This window comes from Saccharopolyspora hirsuta, assembly GCF_008630535.1.
GTDB classification, from domain to species: Bacteria; Actinomycetota; Actinomycetes; order Mycobacteriales; family Pseudonocardiaceae; genus Saccharopolyspora; species Saccharopolyspora hirsuta.
Map to the genome: position 1 here is coordinate 1 of NZ_VWPH01000007.1, position 25659 is coordinate 25659.

A 25659-nucleotide genomic window follows, 5' to 3' on the forward strand; every position below is an offset into this window, starting at 1 on the left:
GGTGGCGGAACCTCAGCGCCCGCCTGGCTGTGGGTGCCCTGACTGATGTATGCCAATACACGGCGTCAGGGCCGTCCTCGCCAGGCGAACGCTGAGAACCCGCGGCGGTGCAAGCTGCGAGGGTGGGTTATGCGCCTGGCGGCGCATGCGACACCTGCCGACCGGTGCCGGTCGCCCTTCGCGGCTGCGGTCCACGGGCAGGATGAAAAAGGCTCATTGAAATCGCGGAAGGAGTCCACGGTCGGGCGAAACTTCCCGCCGATTCGGGTCGAGGTGTATCTGCCCCGGGGGTACTCGCCTCTGTTATAGGTGTGACTCCCACCGAACTCCTGACCGAAATCACCGACACCCCCTGCAACGTCTTCCGCCGGTCCGAAGCCATCGACGCGGGCTTCACGGACTGGCAGCTGCGGAGCAGTGCCTTCCGCAGGGTCCTGCACGGCGTTTACACCACCTGCGACACCCCGCTGACGCACGAACTCAAGTGCGCGGCGGCTGCTCTCACCCTGCCCCGCGGATCCGTGATCACGGGACGCTCAGCTGCCACGCTGCGCGGTGTGCCGCTAGCCGACTTCGCATCCCCCGTCGAGGTGCTCGTGCCGCGCGAGGACGGGATGCTCCGCCGGAGCGGACTTCGCTGCACCTCGGCGCGGACCTTCGACTTCGAGCACTCGCCGTGGCAGGGCATCGGGGTGGCGGGATTTCCGCGCATCGCCTTTGACCTCCTCAAACAACGTTCGATCTCGCACGCGGTCGCATACTGCGACGCACTGCTGCACGCGGGCGCGATCACGACCGATGAGATAGCGGGGTTCTTCGTCGGCAGGAAGGACCACGGCATCACCCGAGCGCGCATGCGACTCGAGTACCTCGACGGCCGTGCGGAATCGGTACCGGAGTCGATCATGCGCGTGGAACTCGTGCTCCGCGGCCTGCAGCCGACTCCGCAGCTGGAGATCTTCGACGGCGAGACGTTCGTCGCACGAGTCGACCTCGCGTTCGAGGCCGCTCGAGTTGCTGTCGAGTACGACGGGGGTTGGCACGCGGATCCGGATCAGATCAAACGCGACGAGGCCCGGCGGAGACGGCTGGCGAATCTCGGGTGGACCGTCATCGTCGTGACGAACGACCAGCTCAGGGACAGCTTCGACCAGACCGTCGCGAAGATCGAGGCCGCGCTGGCGGGTCAGTGCGCAACTTCCAATGAGCCTTTTTCATCCTGCCCGTGGACCGCAGCTGCGAAGGGCGAACTGCACCGATCGGCGAGGGGCGCATGCGCCGCCAGGCGCATAACCCACCCTCGCAGCTTGCACCGCCGCGGGTTCTCAGCGTTCGCCTGGCGAGGACGGCCCAACTGCCGTGTATTGGCATACATAAAGTTGGGCACCCGCAGTCCAGGCGGGCGCTGAGGTTCCGCCACCGGCACCGCCACTCAGAACGAGGTTGGAAAAACCTCATTGAAATCGGACGTGCGATTTCAATGGAAGTTGCGTGACCCGTCGCACACGGAGGGTCAGCTGAGGTGCTCCGGGGAACGCTTACCCTGGCGGGGTGTTGGTTCTGCTGCCTCCTTCGGAGACCAAGTCGGCCGGTGGTTCGGGTGCGCCGCTGGACTTGGGCGGGCTCTCGCACCCGGAGTTGACCGGCACCCGGCGGCGGCTGGTCGACGCGCTGTCCACTTTGGCCGATGACGTGCCCGCCAGCCTGGACGCGCTCGGGTTGTCCGAGCGCCAGGTCGAGGAGGTCCAGCGCAACGCCGAGCTCTGGGACGCGCCCACCGCCCCGGCGCTGGAGCGCTACACCGGGGTGCTCTACGACGCCCTCGACGTGCAGTCGCTGTCCGCGGTCGAGCGCAAGCAGGCCGACGCGCGGCTGGCGGTGGCGTCGGCGCTGTTCGGCATCGTGCGCGGGACGGACGCGATTCCGGCCTACCGGCTCTCCGGGGGCAGCTCGCTGCCCGGCGTCGGCACCTTGCGCAGCGTGTGGCGACCGGTGCTGGAGCCCGTCCTGGCGGCCGCCGACGACCTCGTTGTCGACCTGCGCTCCGGCGCCTACGCCGCGCTGGCGAAGATCCCGGGCGCCGTGTCGGTCCGCGTGCTCTCCGAGGACGCGACGGGCAAGCGCAAGGTGGTCAGCCACCACAACAAGGCGCACAAGGGCAAGCTGGCGCGAGCCCTGGCCCAAGCACCGGACGAGCCGGAGTCGGTGGACGACATCCTCGCCGTGGCGGGCGAAGCCGGGCTCCAGGTGGAGCGCGAAGCCGACCGCGCGCTCTGCGTCGTCGTCCGCGCCTGACGCCGGTCGCAGGAAACCGCAGGTCAAAAACCGGTTGCTGTCGCGAGGGCGGATCGGTCAAGCTGACTGCGCGTGGAAAACCCGCCGAGGAAGGGAGGTTCGTCGTGGTGGCCGTTGTGACGGTTGTGCGCGCCGTTTTTGCGCACGGATGCACTCGAATCTCCATTCCTCCGCTGCGGTTGCGCTGAGCTCTCGGTGCTCGGGCGGAGGTCTCCGCCCTCGTTAGGAGCACCCGATCTTGTCCTCGTACGAGCAGTACGATCCCGGAATCTTCCGCAACACCAAGAAGTCCAAGGCGCGCAAGCCGAAAGGCGTGAAGCGGCAGCGCTTCGACGACGAGCCGGTCCGGCGCGGTCGGCTCACCGAGGAGGAGCGCGAGCGGCTCGCCGCGCTGCGCGACGAACCCGAACCCCAGCCGCTGCCGGGCGGTGCCGACCGGTGGTCCACCTGGGACACCGGGGAGCGCGGCCCCGAGCCGCACCCGTCCTGGTTGGTGACCGAGCTGGCAGCGGTCGACCACGAGCTGGGCGTGCTCAAGACCGGTAAGGAGGCCGACGTCCACCTGCTGCGGCGCGCGGTGCCCGGCGCCGATTCCTGCCTGCTGGCGTCCAAGCGGTACCGCGACGCCGACCACCGGATGTTCCACCGCGACGCCGGGTACCTGGAGGGCAGGCGGCTGCGCAAGTCCCGCGAGATGCGCGCGATCGAGCACCGCACGTCGTTCGGGAAGGGCATGATCGCCCAGCAGTGGGCGGTGGCCGAGTTCCGCGTGCTGTCCGCGCTGTGGACCGCGGGCGCGCCGGTGCCGTACCCGGTGCAGCGGGTCGGGACCGAGGTGCTGCTGGAGTTCATCGGCACCCCCGACGGCACGGCCGCTCCGCGGCTGGCCGCGCTGCGCCCCGACGCCGACGAGCTCGACGAGCTCTGGGCGCAGCTGGTCGAAGCCCTGGTCGTGCTCGCCCAGCACGGCTTCACGCACGGCGACCTGTCCGCGTACAACGTGCTGGTGCACGACGGGCGGCTGGTGCTGATCGACCTGCCGCAGGCGGTCGACCTGGCGGCCAACCCGCTCGGCCCGGACTACCTGCGGCGTGACGCACACAACATCGCCGGGTGGTTCCGGTCCCGCGGTGCCGACCCGACCAGGGCCGATCCGGACCTGCTCGTGGAACGCCTTGCCGCAGCGGGAAACCTGCGCTCGTGACGGTGCGCCGACCGGCCCGGACGCCCGCCCCCGGCGGCCGGGCCGGTCGGCTAGACTGCGAGAGCAACAGCCGGGATCACCGGCCCGTGTCCGCTGCGACACGCTCTGACCACCTATCGGCGCCGACGCGCCGGGCTCGTCCTCGTGATCGCCCGCGGACATCCCGCGAAGCCTCCCCGCGACGTGCCACTTCCGGGAGTTCTTCGTGCCACCAAGCTCGTCCACCACGTCCGCGCGCTCTTCCCGCCGGCCGCGCCGCCGCCGTCCGCAGGGCAAGCCGCAGCAGCAGCCGAAGCGCAGCCTGTTCGACGAGGTCGGGGTGACCGCGGTCGACCCGGCACCGTTCGCCGACCTCGGGCTGCCCGCCCGGCTGGTGCGCGCGCTGGCCGACAACGGGATGGTCGAGGCCTTCCCGATCCAGGCCGCCACCATCCCCGACGCGCTGACCGGCCGCGACGTGCTCGGGCGCGGTCAGACCGGCTCCGGCAAGACGCTGGCGTTCGGCCTGCCGCTGCTGGCGATGCAGCAGGGCAGCGCCCGGCCGCTGCACCCGCGCAGCCTCGTGCTGGTCCCGACCCGCGAACTGGCCACCCAGGTCACCGATTCGCTGAAGCCGCTGGCCAAGGCCCTCGGGCTCTACGTCCGGGAGGTCGTCGGCGGCACCTCGTTCAACCGCCAGGTGGACACGCTGCGGCGCGGCGTGGACGTCCTGGTCGCCACCCCGGGGCGGCTCGCCGACCACGTCCGGCAGGGCACCTGCGTGCTGTCCGAAGTGGAGCGGACCGCGCTCGACGAGGCCGACCAGATGGCCGACATGGGCTTCCTGCCGCAGGTCCGCGAGCTGCTCGACCTGGTCCCGGCGGACGGCCAGCGGCTGCTGTTCTCCGCCACCCTGGACGGCGACGTCGACAAGCTCGTCGACCGGTACATGACCGACCCGGTGGTGCACTCGCTGGCGCCGCCCGCGGCCAGCGTCGACAGCATGGAGCACCACCAGTTCCTGGTGTCCGCGACCGACAAGCAGGACGTGCTCGCGCGCATCGCGGCCCGCGAGGGCCGCACGATCATGTTCGTGCGCACCAAGCACCACGCCGACCGGATGGCCAAGAAGCTGCGGGCGGCCGGAGTCCCCGCGGGCGCTCTGCACGGCGGCAAGGCGCAGAACGCCCGGACCCGCATCCTCGACGAGTTCCGCAGCGGTGCGACGACGACGCTGGTGGCGACCAACGTCGCGGCCCGCGGCATCCACGTCGACGACGTGAGCCTGGTGGTGCACGTCGAGCCCCCGGCCGATCCCAAGGACTACCTGCACCGGGCCGGTCGGACGGCCCGCGCGGGCGCGACGGGCACCGTGGTCACCCTGGTCACCGACGACCAGCGGGAGGCGTTCCGCACCATGGCCGCCCAGGCCGGGGTCAAGGCCAAGACCACGGCGGTCCGCCCCGAGGACGCGGAACTGGCCCGCGTCACCGGTGCCCGCGAACCCAGCGGGGTCTCGCTCGTGGCCCCGAAGCAGCGGGAAACGCCGCGCGGTCGCGGCGCGAACCCGCGGAGCGCCAAGCGCCCCGACGAGCCCACCCGCCGACGGCGCCCCTCGGAGCGCGGGCACGACGACGGTCGTCGCGGCCAGGCGTCGTCCGGGCGTGGTGCCCGGCGCGGCAACCGCGGTGGAGCTCGACAGGCGTAACGGGACCAGGAGGGAGAACCCGATGGGCCGCAGGCTGGCCGACGTGAGCGAGGAGTTCCTGCAGTTCTGGCGGGAACGCCACCTGAGCACGTTGACGACGGTGCGCCCCGACGGCACGCCGCACGTGGTGCCGGTCGGGGTGACCCTCGACGTCGAGACGGCGACCGCGCGGGTGATCTCCTCGGGCACCTCGCACAAGGTGCGCCAGATCCGCGCGGCCGGGCCCGGTGGCGCGCAGGTCGCGGTCTGCCAGGTCGACGGGCGGCGCTGGTCCACCCTGCAGGGGGTGGCCGTGGTGCGCGACGAGCCCGAGGTGGTGGCCGACGCCGAGCGCCGGTACGAGCAGCGCTACAAGAAGCCCCGCGAGAACCCGTCCCGCGTGGTGATCGAGATCTCCGTGACGAAGGTCCTCGGCAACGCCTGACCACGACGTGGTGAGGTGGTGCGGTGAGCGTTCTCCAGGAGAAGCCGGAGCTGGTCCACGTCGTCGGCATCGGGGCCGACGGCGCGGCGGGCCTGTCCCGGCAGGCCCGGACCGTCGTGAACTCCGCCGAGGTGCTGTTCGGCAGCTCGCGCCAGCTCGACCTGGTCCCCGAAGCGACCGGGCAGCGGGTGGCCTGGCCCACCCCGCTGCTGCCCGCGCTGCCCGGCCTGCTCGCCGAGCACGCCGACCGGTCGATCTGCGTGCTGGCCAGCGGGGACCCGATGTTCTACGGGATCGGCGGCACGCTGGTGAAGCTGCTGGGCCGGGATCGCGTGCGGATCATCGCGCACCCGTCGTCGCTGTCGCTGGCCTGCGCGCGGATGGGCTGGCCGGTGCAGGAGGCGGCGGTGGTGAGCCTGGTAGGCCGACCGGTGGAGCTGCTGCACCCCCGCGTGCAGCCGGGAAACCGGCTGCTGGTGCTCAGCGCTGACGGCACCACCCCGTACGAGGTCGCGGCGCTGCTGCGGGCGCGCGGTTACGGGCCGAGCAGCATGACCGTGCTGTCCGATCTCGGGAGCGAGCGCGAGGGGTGCATCACCTCGACCGCCGACGAGTGGCACCAGTCCACAGTGGATCCGCTGAACGTGGTCGCGATCGAGTGCCGCGCAGCCCCCGACGCGCGGACGTTGCCGATCACGCCGGGGCTGCCGGACGACGCATTCGAGCACGACGGGCAGCTGACCAAGCGCGACGTGCGGGCGATCACGCTCGCACGGCTCGCCCCATTGCCCGGGCAGTTGTTGTGGGACGTCGGTGCGGGCGCCGGTAGCATCGCGATCGAGTGGATGCGCAGCGATCCGTCCTGCCGGGCGATCGCGATCGAGCAGCGCGACGACCGGGCGCAGCGCATCGCCGCGAACGCGAGCGCGCTGGGCGTTCCCGGGCTCCAGGTGGTCACCGGAGCCGTGCCGCGCGCGCTGGACGGGTTGGCCGAGCCGGATGCGATCTTCGTCGGCGGCGGCGGGACCGCGCCGGGAGCGCTGGAGGCGTGCTGGGCCGCGTTGCGCCCGGGTGGTCGGCTGGTGGTCAACGCGGTCACGTTGGAATTGGAGGCGTTGGTGGCCGACTGGTACCGCCGGTGCGGCGGGGAACTGGTCCGGATCTCGGTGGAGCGCGCGGCGCCGATCGGTGGTTTCACCGGCTGGCGGCCCGCGATGCCGGTGACGCAGTGGGTGGTGAGCAAGCGATGACAGTTCGTTTCGTGGGTGCCGGACCGGGTGCCGCGGACCTGATCACGGTGCGGGGTCGCGACGTCGTCGCCGCGTCGCCGGTGTGCCTGTACGCGGGCAGCCTGGTGCCGGAGGAGCTGCTCCGGCACTGCCCGCCCGGCGCGAAGCTGGTGGACACGGCCAACCTGACCTTGGACGACATCCTCGCCGAGATGCTGGCCGCGCACGAAGCCGGGCTCGACGTGGCGCGGCTGCACTCCGGGGACCCGTCGGTGTTCAGCGCGGTCGCCGAGCAGATGCGCCGCCTCGACGCCGCCGGAGTCCCGTACGAGGTGGTCCCGGGCGTCCCGGCGTTCGCCGCGGCGGCGGCAGCCCTGAACCGCGAGTTCACCGTCCCGGGCGTCGGCCAGACCGTGGTGCTGACCCGCACCTCCGCCCGCGCAACGCCGATGCCGGAGCACGAGAACCTGACCACGCTCGGCCAAAGCCGCGCGACGATGGTCCTGCACCTGGCGGTCAACCGCATCGAGCAGCTCGTCGAGGAGCTCGTCCCCAACTACGGCGAGGACTGCCCGGTCGCGGTGGTGGCGAACGCGAGCCGCCCGGACGAAATCGTCCTCCGCGCAACGCTTTCCGACATCGCGGACCAAGTCCGAGCAGCGGGCATCACCCGAACCGCGGTGGTCGTGGTGGGCGAAGTCCTGACGGCATCGGAGTTCCCGGACAGCCACCTCTACTCCCCGAACCGCTGCCGCAGCTGACGCGAACCGCGCCGCACGCCCCGGAACCGCAGTTTCAATTGAAACTGCGGTCCCCACCCACGGCGATTCACAGTTTCAATTGAAACTGCACCCCCTGCGGGACGCGCGGCGTCGCGGAACGGAGCGCCGCGACGAGCCCCGGCAAGTCCAGCCGAGCTGGAGCGAGGTGCCGGTGTTACCTGAAACTGGCACCGCAAACGCCGTCGGCCGGATCACCCGGGGCGCGCGGCGTGGAGGAGGTTGTTGGGCAAAGGGCTCGTGGCTTGGCGGTGGGGTCGCGAGCCCGACTCGTGCTCAGGAGCCTCGGTTCCCGCGCGGAGGCGGATGCCCCGGTGGTCGTTCTGGCAAGCAGGGCGCGTTTTCTCACGAAATCGGCACCGTAGGCAACGAAACCCCCAGTTGGCGACGCCCCAGTTGGCACTGCAGCGGGATTTCGAGAGAGGTCTCCGACCTCACCACCAGGACCACGGCCACGCGAAGCGTGGCCCGGCTCCGCCGACCGCCATCACGGCCATCCGAGGGGTGGTGACGTCCGCAATTTCGATTGAAATTGCCTCACCGCCCCACCGCAGGTTCCGTCGAGAACGCTGGCAATTTCGATTGAAATTGCAACACCACGCAAATCAAACCACCCACCGCTTCGAACCCAAACCCAACCACGCACGCAACGACACCCCTCCTCCCCAACCCACTCCGCTACCACCACCGATCCCCAAGCAGCGATACCCCTAGCTCAGCCCAGAACTCCCCAAGCCGCCAACCCACGCACCGCCCGGGGGAAAGAGCCGCGCACTCACCTAGGCCCCGGCCCGCCCGACGATGGTCCCTGCTCGGTCGATGACCACGACGTCGACCGCGATCGGCGCTCCGCGGAGGGTTTCGAGGCAGAACTGCCGCGCGCGATCCGCGATGAGATCGCCGAGCGGAAGATTCGCCGCGGTGCAGACCTGGAGCGCCTCAAGCGCCGTGTTGGCCCCGCGGATCCTCGTGGTCAGGTCGGGGTCCGCGCCCGCGTCGCGGGCGATCGCCGCGAGCAGGGCGAAGTTGACCTGGGACCGCTTGGAGTGCAGGTCGAGGTGGCCGTCGGCGAGCTTGGAGATCTTGCCGATGCCACCGGCCACCGTGAGCCGCGGGACCGGGTGCCTGCGCAGGTACTTCAGCACCGCACCGGCGAAGTCGCCCATGTCCAGCAGGGCTTCGCCGGGCAGGTCGTGCAGCTCGGTGACCACCTTCTCCGAGGTGCTCCCGGTGCACCCGGCGACGTGCTCGATACCCGCCGCGCGGGCCACGTCGACCCCGCGGCGGATGCTGTCGATCCACGCCGAGCACGAGTACGGCACCACGACCCCGGTGGTGCCCAGGATGGACAGTCCACCGAGGATGCCCAGCCGCGGGTTCCAGGTGCGGCGGGCCAGTTCCTCGCCACCGTCGACCGACACCTCGACGACGACGTCACCGCTGCCGCCGTGCTCCGCGGCGACCTTCGCGACCACGTCGCTCATCAGCTGCCGGGGCACGGGGTTGATCGCCGGTTCGCCGACCGGCAGCGGCAGGCCGGGCTTGGTGATGGTGCCCACGCCCGCCCCCGCGCGGAAGACCACCCCGGCCCCCGGCTCCGCCGGTCGGACCGTCACCGACACCAGAGCGCCGTGGGTCACGTCGGGGTCGTCCCCGGCGTCCTTGACCACGCCCGCCGTGGCGAAACCGTCGCCGAGCCGCTCGCGGGCGAGGGCGAAGGCGGGCCGGTGCCCCTTCGGCAGCAGGATCTCCACCGGGTCCGGGAACGTGCCGGTCAGCAGCGCCGTGTAGGCGGCAGCAGTGGACGCCGTGGCGCAAGCCCCCGTCGTCCAGCCGTACCGGAGGCCCGATCCCTCGCTCATCGTGCGCCTCCGAACTCCGCGCGGTCAGGTGGCGTCCAAGATAGGTGCCGCTGGCGGGGAGAATGCACCTCATGCGGTTCGGAACACGGCGGGTGCTCGTCCTCGGCGGCACCGGCGAGGCCCGGCGGCTCGCCGGGAAGCTCGCCGGGCGGCCAGATCTGCACGTCACCTCGTCCCTGGCGGGCCGGGTCCGGGAACCGCAGCTGCCGCCGGGCGAGGTGCGGATCGGCGGGTTCGGCGGAGTCGACGGGCTGGCCGACTGGCTCCGGAGCGAGGACGTCGCAGCGGTCGTGGACGCCACGCACCCGTTCGCCCGGACGATCACCGACAACGCCGTCGCCGCGGCCCGGCGCGCGGGGTGTCCGCTGCTGGTCCTGCGCCGTCCCGCCTGGGAACCGGTGGCCGGTGACGACTGGAGGCCGGTGCCCTCGATGGCTGCGGCCGCCGCGCTGCTGCCGGAGCTGGGGGAACGGATCTTCCTCACCACCGGCAGGCAGGGGCTCGCCCACTTCGCCGGGCTCGACCTGCAGTTCCTGGTCCGGGCCGTCGACCCGCCCGAACCGCCGCTGCCACCGCGCACGACGGTGCTGCTCGCGCGCGGACCGTTCAGCGTCGAGGACGAGCTCGCGCTGCTGCGGGAGCACCGCGTCGACGCGCTGGTCAGCAAGAACAGCGGTGGTTCGATGACGAGCGCGAAGCTCGTCGCGGCCCGCGAGCTCGGGCTGCCGGTCGTGATGGTGCAGCGCCCGCCCCGGCCCGACGCGCCGTCGGCCGGGACCGTCGAGCAGGCCGCGGCCTGGCTCGATGCCGTGCTGCGCGATCACGCCGGGTAGCGCCTCGGGGTGTACACGACCTCGCCGCCGTCGGCGCCGCCGACGATCCGCGTGGTCGACGACCCGATCAGCAGCAGGCAGCGCATGTCCACATCGGACTGGTCGAGGTCGGCGAGCCGCACCACCCTGATGCTCTCCTCCGGGCCGCCCACGTCGCGCCCGATGACCACCGGGGTGTCCGGCGAGCGGTGCTCCAGGACCGCGTCCCGGGCCGCCGCGACCTGCCAGGTCCGGCTGCGCGAGGCGGGGTTGTAGATCGCCATCACCAGGTCGGCGGCCGCCGCGGCGCGCAGGCGCTCGACGATCACCTCCCACGGCTTGAGCCGGTCGGACAGCGACAGCACGCAGAAGTCGTGGCCCAGCGGCGCGCCGACCCGGCTGGCCACCGCCTGCGCGGCCGTCATCCCGGGCAGGACCCGCACCGGCACGTCCGCGCGCTCCGCCGCGACCTCCAGCACCGCGCTGGCCATCGCGAACACCCCGGGGTCCCCGGACGAGACCACGGCGACCTTCGAGCCGCGCCGCGCCAGCTCCAGCGCGAACTCCGCGCGCTCGGCCTCGACGCGGTTGTCCGACGCGTGCTTGCGCTGCCGCGGGTTGTCCGGGACGCGGGCGAGGTAGGTGGTGTAGCCGACCAGGTCGTCGGCCTCGGCGAGCGCCGCCTGGACCTCCGGTGTCACCCACTCGCGCCCGCCCGGGCCGAGCCCGACCACGACGACCTCGCCCCGACCTGCGGCGGGTGACGACTTCGCGCTCGACCCGACAGCGGCGTTGGAGTTCGCCGGGCCGGGCAGCAGGGCGAGGGAGAAGTACGGGACGGTGCTCGGGTCCACCTCGGTCAGCGGCTGGCAGCGCTGCCGGTCGGTGGTGGCGCGCTCGACGTACCAGGCCTCGTCCGCCCGGCCCGCCTTCTCGAACGCCTCCCGCACCCCGTCGAAGGTCCGGCCCAGCTTGAGCACCGCGGCCGCGTCGGTCGCGGCGAGCCGCTCGGCGAGGACGTCCGGCGGGAGGGTGCCCGGCAGCACGGTGAAGGTCTCGTCGCGTTCGGCCAGCGGACGTCCCAGCGCCGCCGACGCACCGCTGATCGAGGTGATGCCGGGGACCACCTCGGCGCGGAAGCGGCCCGCCAGCCGCTTGTGCATGTGCATGTAGGAGCCGTAGAAGAGCGGGTCGCCCTCGGCGAGCAGGACCACGTCCCGCCCGGCTTCGAGGTGCGCGGCGAGCCGGGCCGCGCAGTCCGCGTAGAACTCGTCGATGGCGCCCTGGTAGCCGCCCGGGTGGTCGGTCGTCTCGGTGGTCACCGGGTAGACCAGGGCTTCCTCGATCTGCCCGGGTCGCAGGTACGGCTCGGCGACGGACCGCGCGATGCTCCTGCCGTGGCGGGCGCTGTGGTAGGCGATCACCTCGGCCCGCTCGATCAGCCGGGCCGCCTTGATCGTCACCAGCTCCGGGTCGCCGGGGCCGAGTCCCACGCCGTAGAGCGTGCCGTTGCTGCTCACTCTTCCTCGCTCGCGATCGCGTTGATGGCGGCAACCGCCATGGCGCTGCCGCCGCGGCGACCGCGCACCACCAGGTGTTCCAGGCCGCTCGGGTGCGCGGCCAGCGCGTCCTTGGACTCCGCCGCGCCGATGAAGCCGACGGGCAGGCCCAGCACCGCGGCGGGCTTCGGGGCGCCGTCCTCGATCATCTCCAGCAGGCGGAACAGCGCCGTCGGCGCGTTGCCGATCGCCACCACGGAACCGGCCAGCTGGTCGCGCCACAGCTCCAGGGCCGCCGCGCTGCGGGTGGTGTCCAGCTCGCGGGCCAGGCCCGGCACGCGCTCGTCGGACAGCGTGCAGATCACCGGGTTGTCCGCGGGCAGGCGGCGCCGGGTCACCCCGGCGGCGACCATCGCGGCGTCGCACAGGACCGGCGCACCGCCGCGCAGCGCTTCGCGGGCGTTGATCACCACGTCCGGGGAGTACGCGAGGTCCTCGACCAGGTCGACCATGCCGCAGGCGTGGATCATCCGCACCGCGACCCCGGCCACCTCCGGCGGCAGGCCGTCCAGCCGGGCTTCCGCGCGGATCGTGGCGAAGGAGCGGCGGTAGATCTCCGCCCCCTCCCGGACGTATTCGGGCACCCCGCGGTAGCGGGAGGCCGCGCTGTTCTCGTTCACACTTTCCTCCGTGCCGCGCCGAGCGCGGCGGATACCTGGTCGACATCGGCTGCGGAGGTCCACGTCGCTCCGTCGAGACCGACCTCGTAGCCGTCACCGGTGGCCAGCACTTCCACGACGCGCCCCGGTGGGCGGCCGCAGCGCCGCTCGCACCCCGACCAGTGCACCGGCAGGGCACCGGCGGGCACCGCGCGCCGGGCGTCTTCGCGGACGTCGGCCCGCGACTTCGCGCACCCGGGCCGACCGGCGCACGTGGTCACCCCGAGCCCGTCCGAGGCGGGGTCCACGAGCAGTCCCCGCGCGCCGAGCTCGGACAACCACCGGTCGGCTTCGCCCGGCCGCATGCCGGGCAGGACGACGGTCCGCCACGGCGTCAGGCGCAGTTCGCCCGCGGTGCCGGACGCGGCGGTGATGATATCCACCTGATCCGGCGTCAGGCGGCCCAGTGGGGCGCCCGCCACTGCGGAGATCGTCCCGTCGGGCCGGTGCGCGCGCCCGACCTGCGCATGCGTGGTCGGCGGGGCCACCGGCTCGGCGGGAACGGCTTCCGCGCCCAGCCGCTCGGCGATCCGCTGCGCGCCGCCGTCCAGCTCGGCCAGCCGCCAAGCCGGGCTGTCCTGCGCCGTCTTCTCCGCCAGGAACGCCTCAGCTGCGGCGATGGCGATCCCGACGGCCCGCTGCGGGGTGGTCCGCACGCCGGAGTCCGCTCCGGCCAGCAGCAGCGCGACGGTGTCCGCGTCCAGCGCGCGCAGGCCGACGTCGGCGCCGAGCGAGCTGACGTCTCCGCTGCCGTCGTCGATCGCGAACAGGAAGCGCCCGGGCAGCTCGGCCAGCGCCGGGGTGCCGCACAGCGCCGCGTCGAGTTCGGCCGCCACCGCGCGGACGTCCACCAGCTCGCGGCCGTCCGCGGAGGGCGAGCCGATGATGTTGCGGACCCGCTCGTGCGTGGCCGAGGGCAGCAGGCCCGCTTCGCGCAGCCGCGCGGCCAGCTCCTGCTCAGCTCCGGGCGGCAGGCCGCGGACCTGCAGGTTCGCCCGCGACGTGAGCTCCCACCCGCCGTCGCCCAGCGCCGCCACCTCGGCGAGCGCGCGGACTTGGGCCGGGGTCAGCGCACCGCCCGGGACGCGGATCCGGGCCAGTCCCCCGTCGGCGGCCTGGTGCACCCGCAGCGCGCCTGGGCACCCGTCGCGCTCTGGTCTGGCTCTTCGCAACACCCGGCAGATACTACGGACCCGAGTAGTTGCGGACGCAAACCAAGCTGGGTGCGACGCGCATCATGCCCGCGCGCCTTGACACAAGCGAACTGTCGGCGAAGCCGCTTGCATCCACCCATGCAGGGTGACCACCGGCGGGTTCTGAGAGCTTTCCTGGCGAGGACGGCCCCTCCGCCGCGTATTGGGCATACATCAGGAGGGGCACCCGCAGTCCGGGGAAGCTCTCAGGTTCCGCCAAGCGACCACCTATGCAAAGCAACCACAACAGGCTTTAAGATCGCCCCGTTGCGGAGAGTGGTCGCAACACCCAGCGGCGATGTGCGGAGGAAGCCGGTGCGAATCCGGCGCGGTCCCGCCACTGTCACCGGGGAGCGGACTCCACCACGCCACTGTCCTCATCGGACGGGAAGGCGGAGCGAGCGCTGATCCGGGAGCCAGGAGACTCCGGTCGCCGTGACCTGCGAACCGGGGCGAGGACCCCGAGAGAGGTGCCGTCATGCGCTGCGCACGCGCGTCCTGGCCCAGCGACGTCCGCCGAGCCGAGGAGCGATCCGCATGATCCTGCTGCTGTCCACTTCGGACACCGACCTGCTCAGCGCGCGGGCCGCCGACGCCGACTTCCGGCTCGGCAACCCGGCCCGGCTGGGCGTGGACGACCTGCCGCCGCTGCTGGAGGACGTCGACCTGGTCGTGGTGCGGCTGCTCGGCGGTCGCCGGGCCTGGGAGGAGGGCCTGGACGCGCTGCTGGCCGGGCCGCGCCCGGTGGTCGTGCTCGGCGGCGAGCAGGCCCCGGACGCCGAGCTGATGGAGTGCTCGACCGTCCCGGCCGGGGTGTGCGCCGAGGCGCACCGCTACCTCGCGCACGGCGGCCCGGACAACCTCGCCCAGCTGCACCGGTTCCTCTCCGACACGATCCTGCTCACCGGGCACGGCTTCGAGCCGCCGAAGGAGACCCCGACCTGGGGCGTGCTGGAGCGGACCCCGCGCCGCACCGAGGGCCCGACCGTCGCGGTGCTCTACTACCGCGCGCACCACATGGCGGGCAACACCGCCTTCGCGCACGCGCTGTGCGACGCGATCGAGGACGCCGGTGGGCAGGCACTGCCGCTGTTCTGCGCCTCGCTGCGCACGCCCGACCCGGGGCTGCTGGAGCAGCTCGGCAAGGCCGACGCGCTGGTGGTCACCGTGCTGGCCGCGGGCGGCACCAAGCCCGCCACCGCTTCGGCCGGGGGCGACGACGAGGCGTGGGACGTCGGCGCGCTCGCCGAGCTGGACATCCCGATCCTGCAGGGGCTGTGCCTGACCAGCAGCCGCGCCGCCTGGGAGGACAACGACGAGGGCCTGTCACCGCTGGACATGGCCACCCAGGTGGCGGTGCCGGAGTTCGACGGCCGCCTGATCACCGTGCCGTTCTCGTTCAAGGAGAACGACGCCGAGGGCCTGCCGGTCTACGTCGCCGACCCCGAGCGGGCCGCCCGGGTGGCGGGCATCGCGGTCCGGCACGGCCGGTTGCGGCACGTCCCGCCGCAGGACAAGCGCCTGGCGCTGATGCTCTCGGCCTACCCGACCAAGCACTCCCGGATCGGCAACGCGGTCGGCCTGGACACCCCGGTCAGCGCGGTCCGCCTGCTGCGGGCGCTGCGCGAGCAGGGCTACGACATCGGCCCGGCCGACGGCCCGGACGCGCTGCCCGGCGTCGCCGACCAGGACGGCGACGCGCTGATCCACGCGCTGATCGCCGCCGGTGGCCAGGACCGCGACTGGCTGTCCGAGGAGCAGCTGAGCGGCAACCCGGTCCGCATCCCCGCCCGCCGGTACGCGGCGTGGTTCGCGACGCTGCCGGAGGACCTGCGCGGCGAGATCGAGCAGCACTGGGGCCCGCCGCCCGGCGAGCTGTTCGTGGACCGCTCCCAGGACCCGGAGGGCGAGATCGTGCTCGCCGCCATCCGCGCGGGCAACGTCGTGCTGATGGTGCAGCCGCCGCGCGGCTTCGGCGAGAACCCGATCGCCATCTACCACGACCCGGACCTGCCGCCGAGCCACCACTACCTGGCCGCCTACCGCTGGCTGATCGACGAGTTCGGCGCGCACGCCATGGTGCACCTGGGCAAGCACGGCAACCTGGAGTGGCTGCCGGGCAAGACCGCGGGCATGTCCGCCTCGTGCGCCCCGGACGCGGCGCTGGCCGACCTGCCGCTGATCTACCCGTTCCTGGTCAACGACCCCGGCGAGGGCACGCAGGCCAAGCGCCGGGTGCACGCCACGCTGGTCGACCACCTGGTGCCGCCGATGGCCCGCGCGGAGAGCTACGGCGACATCGCGCGGCTGGAGCAGCTGCTGGACGAGCACGCCAACATCTCCGCGATGGACCCGGCGAAGCTGCCCGCGATCCGCAGCCAGATCTGGACGCTGATGCAGGCCGCCAAGCTCGACCACGACCTGGGGCTGGAGGAACGGCCGCACGACGCGGAGTTCGACGACATGCTGCTGCACGTCGACGGGTGGCTGTGCGAGGTCAAGGACGCCCAGATCCGCGACGGCCTGCACGTGCTCGGCGACGCCCCGGACGGCGAGGCCCGGGTCAACCTGGTGCTGGCGATGCTGCGGGCCCGGCAGATGTGGAGCGGGCAGAGCGCCGCGCTCCCGGGCCTGCGCGAAGCGCTCGGGCTCGCCGAGGACGGCAGCGCGACCCGCGAGCAGGTCGACGACGTCGAAACCCGCGCGCACGCCCTGGTCCAGGGCATGGAGGACCGCGGCTGGGACGTCGCCGCCGCGGCGGAGGTGTGCCGGGACGTCCTCGGCGAGGCCACCGACGCGGTGGTCGAGGTGCTGGAGTTCGCCGCGACCGAGGTCGTGCCGCGGCTCGCGGCGACGACCGACGAGATGAGCGCGACGCTGCACGCCCTCGAAGGCGGTTACGTCCCCGCCGGGCCGAGCGGATCGCCGCTGCGCGGGCTGGTCAACGTGCTGCCCACCGGCCGCAACTTCTACTCGGTCGACCCCAAGGCCGTGCCCAGCCGCCTGGCGTGGGAGACCGGCTGGGCCATCGCGGAATCCCTGCTCGACCGCTACCGCGCGGACACCGGCGAGTGGCCGCGCTCGGTCGGCCTGTCGGTGTGGGGCACCAGCGCGATGCGCACCTCCGGCGACGACATCGCCGAGGTGCTGGCGCTGCTCGGCGTCCGGCCGACCTGGGACGAGGCCTCGCGCCGCGTCAACGGGCTGGAGGTGATCCCGCTCGACGAGCTGGGCCGCCCCCGCATCGACGTGACGGTCCGCATCAGCGGGTTCTTCCGCGACGCCTTCCCGCACGTGGTCGCCCTGCTCGACGACGCGGTGCGCCTGGTGGCGGCCCTCGACGAGCCGGACGAGCAGAACTTCGTGCGTGCGCACGCCCAAGCCGACCTCGCCGAGCACGGCGACGAGCGCCGCGCCACCATGCGGATCTTCGGCTCCAAGCCGGGCGCGTACGGCGCCGGGATCCTGCCGCTGATCGACAGCCGGAACTGGCGCGACGACGCCGACCTGGCCGAGGTGTACGCGGTGTGGGGCGGTTTCGCCTACGGGCGCGAGCTGGACGGCGCACCGGCGCGCGCGGACATGGAGAGCGCCTACAAGCGGATCTCGGTGGCGGCGAAGAACACCGACACCCGCGAGCACGACATCGCCGACTCCGACGACTACTTCCAGTACCACGGCGGCATGATCGCCACGGTCCGCGCGCTGACCGGCAAGGCCCCGGCGGCCTACATCGGCGACAGCACCCGCCCGGACTCGATCCGCACCCGGTCGCTGACCGAGGAGACCTCGCGGGTGTTCCGCGCCCGCGTGGTGAACCCGCGGTGGCTGGCGGCGATGCGCCGCCACGGCTACAAGGGCGCTTTCGAGCTCGCGGCCACAGTGGACTACCTGTTCGGCTACGACGCGACGACCGGCGTGGTGGCCGACTGGATGTACGAGAAGCTGGCCGAGACCTACGTGCTCGACGAGGAGAACCAGCAGTTCCTCACCGAGTCCAACCCGTGGGCGCTGCACGGCATCACCGAGCGCCTGCTGGAGGCGGCCAACCGCCAGATGTGGCAGGAGCCGGACCCGAGCACCCTGCAGGCCCTCCAGGAGGTCTACCTGCAGACCGAGGGCGACCTGGAGGACGGTCCCCAGCGCTGAACCTCGCGCGCTGCACGGAACCCCGGGAGGGCTTCGTGCAGCGCGCGGAAGGATTTCCGGCTCCGGTCGCTCGTGCGTCACCCGGTGTTCGCATCGCGGAACAACACTCGCACCGGCCGTTGCCCGGTGTCGCGTTGCTCGGATGGCGAGTCCTCAGCGGCCCCTCACCTCAAGGAGCCGCAGCCCCATGTCCAACGCCCGCTCTCGACTGGCCACCGCGATCTCCGCAGGCCTCGTCCTGATCTCGGCACCACCCGCCGCGGCGGACGCTGCCGAACCCGTCCCGGTGCAGCTGCTGTCCATCACCGACCTCCACGGCTACTTCGGCGACTACACCACGACGGTGCCGGGCGCTCACGCCGGTGACGCGCCGGAAACCGTCGGCGGCGGCGCCTACCTGGCCGCCCACCTGGACCGGCTCCGCGACCGGGCCGCCCTGCCCGCGGCGAACTCGATCCTGTTCTCGGCCGGGGACGACTTCTCCGGCTGGCCCGCCGAGACCGCGTACTTCTGGAACGAGCCGACGATCGAGTACCTCAACCACATCGGACTGCGGTTCTCGACGATCGGGAACCACGAGCTGGACCGCAACCTCGACTACCTGCGCCACATGGTGGACGGCACCTGCGAGGGGCGCCCGGACGGCGACCTCTGCTTCACCGACTCCACCGGCGAGGAGTTCGCCGGAGCCGACTTCGACTACTACTCCGCGAACGTCGTCGACGGCGCGACCGGCGAGCTGATCGCGGAGCCGTACCACGTCGAGCAGGTCGACGACGGGCGCGGCGGAACGCTGCCCGTGGGCTTCATCCACGCGACCACGAGCGGCACGCCCGACGAGGGGCTCTCGTACTGGCCGTCCGACCAGCTGCGCTTCGAGCCGGAAGCCGCGGCGATCAACCGCTATGCCGCCGAGCTCCAAGACCAAGGCGTGCAGGCCATCGTCGCCACCGTCCACGAGGGGTTCTCGCAGGCTGGCGACTTCTACGGCGACTGCACGAACCCCACCGGGCCGATGGTCGCGATGAACGAGCAGATCTCGCCCGCCGTCGACGCCATCATCACCGGGCACTGGCACGCCCTCGGCAACTGCACGCTGCCCGACCCGGCGGGCAACCCCCGCCCCATCGTCGAGGCCGCCAACCACGGCCGCCTCATCAACGAGATCACCCTGCAGCTGGACCGCAGGACCGGCGAGGTGCTGCGCGACCGGACCACCTCCACCAACCACGCCAACACCCGCACCGTGCCGCCGGACCCCGAGGTCCTCCGGATGTCCCAGCACTGGCGAGACCGCTTGGCGCAGCGCAAGAACGAGCCCGTCACCGACATCGCCGGTGACCTCACCCGCACGTCCGCCGACGCCGAGGAGTCGAGCCTCGGCAACGCCACCGCCGACGCGTTCCGGTGGGCGGCGCAGCAGGACGGCGGTGCCGACGTCGGGATCGTGCTGCCGAAGACACTGCTGCGCGACATCACCCATGCGCCGAGCGCGGGCAACCCGGCCGACGCTCCCGGCCGCGTGCTGTTCGACGAGCTGATGTTCGGCGTGATCCACGAGCGCGGCGGCTTCGGGGCAGCGCTGACGAGCGGTGAGCTGACCGGCCGCGAACTCGCCCAGCTGCTGGAGAGCCAGTGGCAGCAGGCCGCCGACGGCTCCACCACCTTCCAGCCGCTGGCGGTCTCGAGCAACGTCGAGTACCGCTACGACCCCGCGGCACCGGTCGGCGAGCGCATCGCGTTCGGGCAGGTCCGCATCGACGGCGAGCCGCTCAACCCCAACGCCACCTACCGCATCGCGACGCTGTCCAAGGACTTCGTGCCCCAGCGTGCCGTCCCCGGGTTCACCGCCCTGTTCAACGCCCGCGACCAGCACCGGACGGCCTACTCCGGGCCCGACGCGCTGGCCGGATACCTGCGCTCGCAGGCGCCGCTCGCCCCTCCGGCGCTCGACCGGGTCCAGGCGAAGCCGTAGCTCGCTCGCGGCCGCGCGGAAGGGGACTACCGGCGCGATTCGGGGGCCAGGTCGGCGACCGGGCCGACGACGATCACCGCGGGCGGCTTGATGTCCGCTTCGCGGATCGCCTCGGCGACCTCGCCCAGCGTCGTGCGGAGCGTCTGCTGGTTGCGGGTGGTGCCTTCCTGGACCACCGCGACCGGGGACTTCGGGTCGCGGCCGTGCTCGACGAGGACCGCCGCGAACTCCGCGATCCGCTTGACGCCCATCATCAGCACCAGGGTTCCGCGCAGCCGCCCCAGCGCGGGCCAGTCCACCAGGGACTGCTCGTCGTGCGGTCCGACGTGGCCGGACACCACCACGACCTCGTGCGCGACACCGCGGTGGGTCACCGGGACGTCGGCCGCCGACGGGGCGGCGAAAGCGCTGGTGATCCCGGGAACGGCGGTCACCGCGACCCCGGCCTCGACGCAGGCCAGCAGCTCCTCGAACCCGCGCCCGAACAGGTACGGGTCGCCGCCCTTGAGCCGCACCACGAACTTGCCCGCCCTGGCGTGCTCGATCAGCAGCGAGTTGATGACGTCCTGGTTCGCCGCGCGGCCGTAGGGGATCTTCGAGGCGTCCACCACCTCCACGTGCGGGCCGAGCTCCTCGAGCAGCTCGCGCGGCGCCAGCCGGTCGGTGATCACCACGTCCGCGCGCCCCAGGAGCTGGCGGCCGCGAACCGTGATCAGGTCCGGATCGCCCGGGCCGCCGCCCACCAGGGCCACGCCCGGTGCCGGTGGTTCGGAGCGCTCGTCCACCACGCCGGTCCGCAGCGCCTCGACGAGCGCGTCGCGGACGGCGGCGGAACGCCGGTGCTCACCGCCCGCCAGCACGCCGAGCAGCAGCCCGCCGTGCTGCGCCACGGCAGGGGTGACCGCAGTGCCCTGAGACGCGTCGTCCGCGCGCACGCAGAAGATTCGGCGCTCCTCGGCCTCGGCCGCGACCGCCGCGTTCACCTCGCTGCCGGTCGCGCACGCCACCACGTACCAAGCGCCCTCCAGGTCACCGGCGGCGTAGGGGCGCCGGTGCCAGGTCAGCTCGCCCGCGTCGGCCATCGCCTCGACCGCCGGGGTCGCCTCCGGCGCGATGACCTCGACCCGCGCACCGGAGTTGATCAGCCGCGGCACCCGGCGCTGCGCGACGGTGCCCGCGCCGACGACCACCACCCGCTTCCCGGTGAGGTCCAGACCTGCGAAGTAGTGGTGCTCAAGGTGCTTGGTCATGCAGCCCGCCTCTCCGCGATCTTCAGTGGTGGTTGCGTCCGGGATCGAACTCGCGTTTCGCGGTTTCTGGTGGCTGGGTTGCATCACGGTCCCCTTAGGTGCAGTTGAGCAGGACCCGGTTTGACATGAGGGGGTCATGTCCGTGGTCCGTGTCGGGCTTCGAGGTGCGTGGTCGGCCACATCGTCGTGGCTCACGATCACCGGCCTGACCGCACGGCGCCACCTGGCACAGGCCGTGGCCGCCGGTCACTCGCGCTCCGTCCCGTCGCGGTGGGAGGCGAACCTCCACCAGAGCGCGGCGCCGCCCCATACTGCCATGAAAGCCGCCAGGGTCAGATAGCCGAGCAGTTCGAAGTGGTCACCGATGGCCGCGATCGGCGCCGCGCGGGGCACGCCGAGCTCCTGCAGCAACCCGGCGAGGACCACCAGCGCGACCACCGCGGCCAGCACGACCGTCAGCGCGGTGGTGGTCACGTTCACCCGCAACCGCCGCAGCGGCCGGGCCAGCGACCAGGTGTAGGCGCGGGACATCAGCATGCCGTCCACGCTGTCCACAGTGCACATCCCGGCGGCGAACAGCAGCGGCAGGCTCAGCACCGCGATCGCGGACAGCCGGTCCACCGGCGACACCATGGCCAGCACGGTGATCTCCGTCGCGGTCTGCATGCCGAGCCCGAACAGCAGCCCGATGCCGAACAGGTGCCAGGAGCGGGCGACACCGCTCATCCGCCCACGCAGCAACCGGGCGAACAGGCCGCGACGCCCGAGCACCAGCTCGACCTCGGCTTCGTCCACGGCCCCGCGCCGGGCCCGCCGCAGCAGGCGCACCGCGTCGCGCAGGACCAGTGCGTTCAGCACCGCCAACGCGCTCAGCACCGCGACCACGACCAGATCCACGGCGGCCGAGACCTGCACCCCGGTCTCCTCGGCCCACCGCTGCGCGGCGGGTCCGGCGACGAACGCGATCGCGAACGCGAGGAGCAGCACGACGCTGGCGTGTCCCAGCGCGAACCACATGCCGGTCGAGACCGGCCGCCGCCCGCGCTGCATCAGCAGCCGGGTCGCGTCGTCGATCACGGCGACGTGGTCGGCGTCGAAGCCGTGGCGCAGACCGAGCAGGTACGCCGTGGTGCCCGCCGCGGCCAGCCCGCCCGCCGCGCCCGGGTGGTCCTGCTGCAGCAGGTAGGCACCCCAGCCCACCAGGTGCAACACCCCGACCGCGGCCAGCACGACCGCTGCCTTGCGCCGCTCCGGCGCTCCCCAACCGGCGCTGCGCCGCTCCGTTCCGGATTCCCCGCTCATGGGATCTCCGACCTCCTGGGTTTCCCGCCCTGGGGCTCGGTGTCCGCGCGCCGCGGTGCGGTGCGGGGCCGACGCGCAGTCTCCTGACTCCCGGATCGGCGCGGCGCCCCGGCCTTCCAGCTGCTCGGCAGCCGTGGCATCGGGTGGGGGCCGCTCCCCGGTCACAGTGGCGGGACCGTCCCGGATTCGCACCGGGTTCCTGCACCGTCGGCGTCGAGATCCTTCCCCGACCCGCGGCGCCGGGTCAAACCTCCGGTGACCGCGATCACGGGTGCGCCCGGACCGCGAATCCAGTCCTCCGAACGGATGAACATCGGCCTTTCGCCCGGTGGGCAGCGCGCGCATGCTGGGGCTACGGCGACCTGAAGGGCCTGCAGCCGCGGGCCGACGGGGACCAGGAGGCGATCATGAACGAGACCCACACCATCACGCTGAACCTGCAGGTCGTGGAGGCGGGCGCGAAGACCACCGCCGATGTCGGTTTCACCACTCCGTCCGGTCAGGCGCTGCACGGCCACGGCACCGCGCGACGCCACCCGGACGACCCGGAGGTACCGCAGATCGGCGATGAGATCGCGATCGCCCGCGCCCTGTTCGAACTGGCGCACAAGCTGCTGGACAACGCCGCCAAGGACATCGGCGAGCGCCTGCACCGCCGCGTGCACCTGCCCGCCTGACGCCGCACCCGCGACTCGTGAGCGGTGGTGGCCGCTCCCACGGCCACCGCCGCTCACGAGTGCGCTTCGAGCGCCTCCCGGACCGCTCGCGCGGCCAGTTCCGCGACGTCGTCACCCAGGCCCGGGCGGGCTCGGACGCGCAGCGGGGCCGGGCCGAGGCGCGGGAGGTCGTCGCGGACGACCAGTCCTTCCAGGCGCGGCTTCACCGACGGCAGCAGCGCCACCCCCAAGCCGGAACGCGCCGCCGCGAGCACCCCGGCCAGGTCGGCGGCCTCGCACACCAGGTCCGGCTGCCTGCCGAGCCCGGTCACCGCGCCGACCGCGAGCCGCCGCGTCACGCACGGCTCGTCGAAGACGACCATCGGCAGCGGCTCCTCCGGCGCCGGGGGCTCCCAGTCCGGCGCGGCGTACCACTCCAGCCGGAACTGCCCGGCCTCGCGGTTGTGCCCGCTGTCCAGGTAGTCGATCAGCAGCGCGATGTCGATGGTGCCGCGGTCGACCGCGTCCGCCAGCCGGGCCGTCCGGTCGAGCCGGAACCGCACCTCCCACGTCGGGAAAGCCACGCGCAGCCGGGTGGCCAGCTCGGGCAGCAGCCGGTCGGCCGCGTGCTCGGTGGAGCCGAAGACGAGCGTGCGCGGTTCATCGGCGCCGAGGCGGCGCAGCGCCGAGTCGTGCACGTCGAGGATGCGCCGCGCCTCGGTCAGAAGCAGCTCCCCGGCCGGCGTGAACCTCGCCTGCCGCCCTTCCCGGGCCACCAGCTTCCGGTCGACCACCCGCTCCAGCTTGCGCACGTGCTGGCTGACCGCGGACTGCGTCAGCGACAGCGCGGCGGCGGCCCGGTGGAACCCGCCGCAGTCGGCCACCGCGACCAGGCTCCGCAGCGCGACGACGTCCAGCACAGCGCTCATGCCCTTCACCATAACCGATCAGCATCCGCGATCGATCGCGATCACTTATCGTCGTTGGACGTGGCCGGGTGCCAGCGGCGAGCCTGGGATCATGAAGCGCACGCACTCGATCCCGCTGTCGCTGGCAGCGCCGATCGTGTTCATCTGGGCCAGCGGATTCCCCACCGGAAAGCTGGGGGTCGCCGCCGCTCCCCCGTTCCTGCTGACCAGCGTGCGCCTGGTGGCGGCCGCCGCGCTGCTCGCGGTGATCGCCGTCGTCTCCCGCTCCACCTGGCCCCGCGGCAGGCGGCTGGGGCACACGGCGGTGGCGGGCGTCCTCACCTACGGAGCGCAGTTCGGCGGCTGCTACGGCGCGATGAGCATCGGCGTCCCGGCGTCGGTGACCGCGCTGGTGATCGCGATGAACCCGGTGCTCACCGCAGCGCTGGCGGCCGTGCTGCTGCGGGAGCGGTTGAGCCGGACCCGCATCGCGGGCCTCGTCCTCGGCGTGATCGCGGTGACCCTCACCCTCGGCGGCCAGGTGCTCGCCGAGGGCACGCTGAACCCGGGACTGCTGCTCGTCCTGGTCGGGCTCCTCGGGTTCTCCGCGGGCGGGCTCTACCAGCAGCGGTTCTGCGGCCCGATCGACCCGCGGGCCGGTGGCGCGGTGCAGTCCGCGGCCGCGGCAGCCGCCGTCGGCGTGATCGCGCTCTTCGAGCACGGCCAGGTCTCGGACTGGCCGCAGGCCGCCGCCGTGCTGGCGTGGCTGGTGCTGGTGGGGTCGGTGCTCGGCATCACCTGCTACCTGCGGGCGGTCGCCGTCGGCGGGGCGAGCCGGGCGAGCTCGCTGTTCAGCGCCGTCCCGCCGGTCGCCGCGCTGCTGGCCTGGCCGCTGCTCGGCGAAACCCCGACGATCGCGGCGGTGCTCGGCATCGCCCTCGGCGCCGCGTCCTGCATGCTCGGCACCCGCCCGGACCGGCGAGCACCGGACGTCGAGGCCCGTCCGCGCGAGCTCACGGCTTGAGGCCCGGAGTCCACTCCGGCGGCCTCCCCAGGAATGCCGCGAACCGGTCCACGACCGGCGCGTCCTCGGCCACCGGCCGGGCTTCGCCGAACCGGTCCGCGCGGGGCGCGGCGTCGAGCCGTCCGCGCACGAACACCAGCGCCTGCTCGACCACGTCCTCCGGGAAGCCCACCTCCTGGCCGGTGGCTCGTGCCAGGTCCCAGCCGTGCGCCAGCAGGTCCGCGAGCCGCAGCTGCACCCGCTCCGCGCCGGTCGAGACGCCGAGCGGGCCCGGGGCCGCCTGCGCGTTCCCCGATCGGTCGAGCGAGCCGACCAGCTCCGCTGCGGACCGCCGGTAGGCGCCGACCGGGTCGTCGCCCAGCAGGTCGGCGTCCGGCCCGGGCGGGGTCCGGTCGTGCAGCTGGGCGCTGAAGCTCTCGTTCACCTGGACCAGGTGGTTGATCAGGTCTCGCACGGTCCAGTCGGCGCACGGGGTCTGGTCGGACCACTGGTCGTCGCGCACACCGTCGACCAGGGCACCGACCGCGCTCAGCGCCTGCGCCAACTGCTCGGTGGTGACGGGCGCGGAAGCCCGCTGTTCAGGACGTGGCGTCATCCGGCGATCGTGCCAGCTCCGCGGTCGGGCGCGCCGGGAATCGGACGAGCCCACGGCTTGAGGTACTCGACCACGGCTGGCCGCCCTCGGCGACGTC

At 72.9% G+C, this 25659-nt stretch carries 20 protein-coding genes and 2 riboswitches; of the genes, 12 read left to right on the top strand and 8 right to left on the bottom strand.

Annotated elements, in window-relative coordinates; genetic code table 11:
* Nucleotides 1-311: 311 nt before the first annotated feature.
* The 7 genes from F1721_RS15760 (at nucleotide 312) to cobM (ending at nucleotide 7600) form a co-directional block, all read left to right on the top strand.
* Nucleotides 312-1409 carry an endonuclease domain-containing protein gene (locus F1721_RS15760; protein WP_150067453.1) on the top strand — a complete coding sequence of 366 codons (1098 nt, stop codon included), beginning with the start codon at nucleotides 312-314 and terminating at the stop codon, nucleotides 1407-1409.
* 142 nt (nucleotides 1410-1551) lie between these two features.
* Entirely contained in the window at nucleotides 1552-2295 is a 744-nt protein-coding gene (gene yaaA, locus F1721_RS15765) for a peroxide stress protein YaaA (protein ID WP_150067454.1), read from the top strand.
* A gap of 238 nt (nucleotides 2296-2533) precedes the next feature.
* Nucleotides 2534-3499, top strand: coding sequence for a serine protein kinase RIO (locus F1721_RS15770; RefSeq protein WP_150067455.1), 966 nt, complete (start codon nucleotides 2534-2536; stop codon nucleotides 3497-3499).
* 205 nt (nucleotides 3500-3704) lie between these two features.
* Nucleotides 3705-5186: a DEAD/DEAH box helicase gene (locus tag F1721_RS15775; RefSeq protein WP_150067456.1), complete on the top strand. Its 1482-nt coding sequence runs from the start codon at nucleotides 3705-3707 to the stop codon at nucleotides 5184-5186.
* A 22-nt stretch (nucleotides 5187-5208) separates the two neighbouring features.
* Complete coding sequence (locus F1721_RS15780; protein ID WP_150067457.1) at nucleotides 5209-5610, top strand: pyridoxamine 5'-phosphate oxidase family protein; 402 nt, start codon at nucleotides 5209-5211, stop codon at nucleotides 5608-5610.
* 23 nt (nucleotides 5611-5633) lie between these two features.
* A complete protein-coding gene (cbiE, locus tag F1721_RS15785) occupies nucleotides 5634-6860 on the top strand; it encodes a precorrin-6y C5,15-methyltransferase (decarboxylating) subunit CbiE (RefSeq protein ID WP_150067458.1) in 1227 nt (408 codons plus the stop codon).
* Entirely contained in the window at nucleotides 6857-7600 is a 744-nt protein-coding gene (gene cobM, locus F1721_RS15790; protein ID WP_150067459.1) for a precorrin-4 C(11)-methyltransferase, read from the top strand. Before cbiE ends, cobM begins: the two co-directional genes overlap by 4 nt.
* A 797-nt stretch (nucleotides 7601-8397) precedes the next feature.
* Here the strand turns inward: cobM and F1721_RS15795 are convergent.
* A complete protein-coding gene (locus F1721_RS15795) occupies nucleotides 8398-9480 on the bottom strand; it encodes a cobalt-precorrin-5B (C(1))-methyltransferase (RefSeq protein ID WP_150067460.1) in 1083 nt (360 codons plus the stop codon).
* A gap of 62 nt (nucleotides 9481-9542) precedes the next feature.
* Between F1721_RS15795 and F1721_RS15800 the strand changes: the two genes are divergently transcribed.
* Nucleotides 9543-10313, top strand: a complete 771-nt coding sequence (locus F1721_RS15800; protein ID WP_387512311.1) for a cobalt-precorrin-6A reductase — start codon at nucleotides 9543-9545, stop codon at nucleotides 10311-10313.
* On the opposite strand, the gene F1721_RS15805 is transcribed toward F1721_RS15800, so the two are convergent.
* The 3 genes from F1721_RS15805 to cobG are packed head-to-tail and all read right to left on the bottom strand — an operon-like array spanning nucleotide 10301 to nucleotide 13685.
* A complete protein-coding gene (locus F1721_RS15805) occupies nucleotides 10301-11812 on the bottom strand; it encodes a precorrin-2 C(20)-methyltransferase (RefSeq protein WP_150067462.1) in 1512 nt (503 codons plus the stop codon). The genes F1721_RS15800 and F1721_RS15805 overlap by 13 nt on opposite strands.
* Nucleotides 11809-12471, bottom strand: a complete 663-nt coding sequence (locus F1721_RS15810; protein ID WP_387512308.1) for a precorrin-8X methylmutase — start codon at nucleotides 12469-12471, stop codon at nucleotides 11809-11811. Before F1721_RS15810 ends, F1721_RS15805 begins: the two co-directional genes overlap by 4 nt.
* Nucleotides 12468-13685 (bottom strand): precorrin-3B synthase, encoded by a 1218-nt coding sequence (cobG, locus tag F1721_RS15815; protein WP_150067463.1) that lies wholly within the window; start codon nucleotides 13683-13685, stop codon nucleotides 12468-12470. The genes F1721_RS15810 and cobG overlap by 4 nt, the downstream gene beginning before the upstream one ends.
* Nucleotides 13686-14008: 323 nt before the next feature.
* Nucleotides 14009-14130, top strand: a riboswitch (cobalamin riboswitch).
* A 110-nt stretch (nucleotides 14131-14240) separates the two neighbouring features.
* Between cobG and cobN the strand changes: the two genes are divergently transcribed.
* Nucleotides 14241-17852: a cobaltochelatase subunit CobN gene (cobN, locus tag F1721_RS15820; RefSeq protein WP_150067464.1), complete on the top strand. Its 3612-nt coding sequence runs from the start codon at nucleotides 14241-14243 to the stop codon at nucleotides 17850-17852.
* A gap of 187 nt (nucleotides 17853-18039) precedes the next feature.
* Nucleotides 18040-19827, top strand: a complete 1788-nt coding sequence (locus F1721_RS15825; RefSeq protein WP_150067465.1) for a bifunctional metallophosphatase/5'-nucleotidase — start codon at nucleotides 18040-18042, stop codon at nucleotides 19825-19827.
* A 26-nt stretch (nucleotides 19828-19853) separates the two neighbouring features.
* On the opposite strand, the gene cobA is transcribed toward F1721_RS15825, so the two are convergent.
* Entirely contained in the window at nucleotides 19854-21077 is a 1224-nt protein-coding gene (cobA, locus tag F1721_RS15830; protein WP_150067466.1) for a uroporphyrinogen-III C-methyltransferase, read from the bottom strand.
* Nucleotides 21078-21323: 246 nt separating this feature from the next.
* Nucleotides 21324-22379 carry a HoxN/HupN/NixA family nickel/cobalt transporter gene (locus tag F1721_RS15835; RefSeq protein WP_150067467.1) on the bottom strand — a complete coding sequence of 352 codons (1056 nt, stop codon included), beginning with the start codon at nucleotides 22377-22379 and terminating at the stop codon, nucleotides 21324-21326.
* Nucleotides 22380-22455: 76 nt separating this feature from the next.
* Nucleotides 22456-22581: riboswitch (cobalamin riboswitch) on the bottom strand.
* A gap of 205 nt (nucleotides 22582-22786) precedes the next feature.
* On the opposite strand from F1721_RS15835, the gene F1721_RS15840 reads away from it, so the two are divergent.
* Nucleotides 22787-23056, top strand: a complete 270-nt coding sequence (locus F1721_RS15840) for a DUF1876 domain-containing protein (RefSeq protein WP_150067468.1) — start codon at nucleotides 22787-22789, stop codon at nucleotides 23054-23056.
* Nucleotides 23057-23109: 53 nt separating this feature from the next.
* On the opposite strand, the gene F1721_RS15845 is transcribed toward F1721_RS15840, so the two are convergent.
* Nucleotides 23110-23964: a LysR family transcriptional regulator gene (locus tag F1721_RS15845; protein ID WP_150067469.1), complete on the bottom strand. Its 855-nt coding sequence runs from the start codon at nucleotides 23962-23964 to the stop codon at nucleotides 23110-23112.
* Nucleotides 23965-24055: 91 nt separating this feature from the next.
* Here F1721_RS15845 and F1721_RS15850 point away from each other — a divergent pair, with 91 nt between their 5' ends.
* A complete protein-coding gene (locus F1721_RS15850) occupies nucleotides 24056-24967 on the top strand; it encodes a DMT family transporter (RefSeq protein ID WP_150067470.1) in 912 nt (303 codons plus the stop codon).
* On the opposite strand, the gene F1721_RS15855 is transcribed toward F1721_RS15850, so the two are convergent.
* The gene (locus F1721_RS15855; protein WP_170301504.1) at nucleotides 24957-25562 is read right to left on the bottom strand and encodes a TIGR03086 family metal-binding protein; all 606 of its coding nucleotides are present in this window, start codon (nucleotides 25560-25562) and stop codon (nucleotides 24957-24959) included. The genes F1721_RS15850 and F1721_RS15855 overlap by 11 nt on opposite strands.
* Between the last annotated feature and the right edge of the window lie 97 nt (nucleotides 25563-25659).

Excerpts from the sequence above, each read along its gene's own strand:
- F1721_RS15780 (WP_150067457.1), top strand. The coding sequence starts at position 5,209 with ATGGGCCGCAGGCTGGCCGACGTGAGCGAGGAGTTCCTGCAGTTCTGG.
- cobM (WP_150067459.1), top strand. The coding sequence starts at position 6,857 with ATGACAGTTCGTTTCGTGGGTGCCGGACCGGGTGCCGCGGACCTGATC.
- F1721_RS15795 (WP_150067460.1), bottom strand. The coding sequence starts at position 9,480 with ATGAGCGAGGGATCGGGCCTCCGGTACGGCTGGACGACGGGGGCTTGC.
- F1721_RS15800 (WP_387512311.1), top strand. The coding sequence starts at position 9,543 with ATGCACCTCATGCGGTTCGGAACACGGCGGGTGCTCGTCCTCGGCGGC.
- cobN (WP_150067464.1), top strand. The coding sequence starts at position 14,241 with ATGATCCTGCTGCTGTCCACTTCGGACACCGACCTGCTCAGCGCGCGG.
- F1721_RS15825 (WP_150067465.1), top strand. The coding sequence starts at position 18,040 with ATGTCCAACGCCCGCTCTCGACTGGCCACCGCGATCTCCGCAGGCCTC.
- cobA (WP_150067466.1), bottom strand. The coding sequence starts at position 21,077 with ATGACCAAGCACCTTGAGCACCACTACTTCGCAGGTCTGGACCTCACC.
- F1721_RS15835 (WP_150067467.1), bottom strand. The coding sequence starts at position 22,379 with ATGAGCGGGGAATCCGGAACGGAGCGGCGCAGCGCCGGTTGGGGAGCG.
- F1721_RS15840 (WP_150067468.1), top strand. The coding sequence starts at position 22,787 with ATGAACGAGACCCACACCATCACGCTGAACCTGCAGGTCGTGGAGGCG.
- F1721_RS15845 (WP_150067469.1), bottom strand. The coding sequence starts at position 23,964 with ATGAGCGCTGTGCTGGACGTCGTCGCGCTGCGGAGCCTGGTCGCGGTG.
- F1721_RS15850 (WP_150067470.1), top strand. The coding sequence starts at position 24,056 with ATGAAGCGCACGCACTCGATCCCGCTGTCGCTGGCAGCGCCGATCGTG.
- F1721_RS15855 (WP_170301504.1), bottom strand. The coding sequence starts at position 25,562 with ATGACGCCACGTCCTGAACAGCGGGCTTCCGCGCCCGTCACCACCGAG.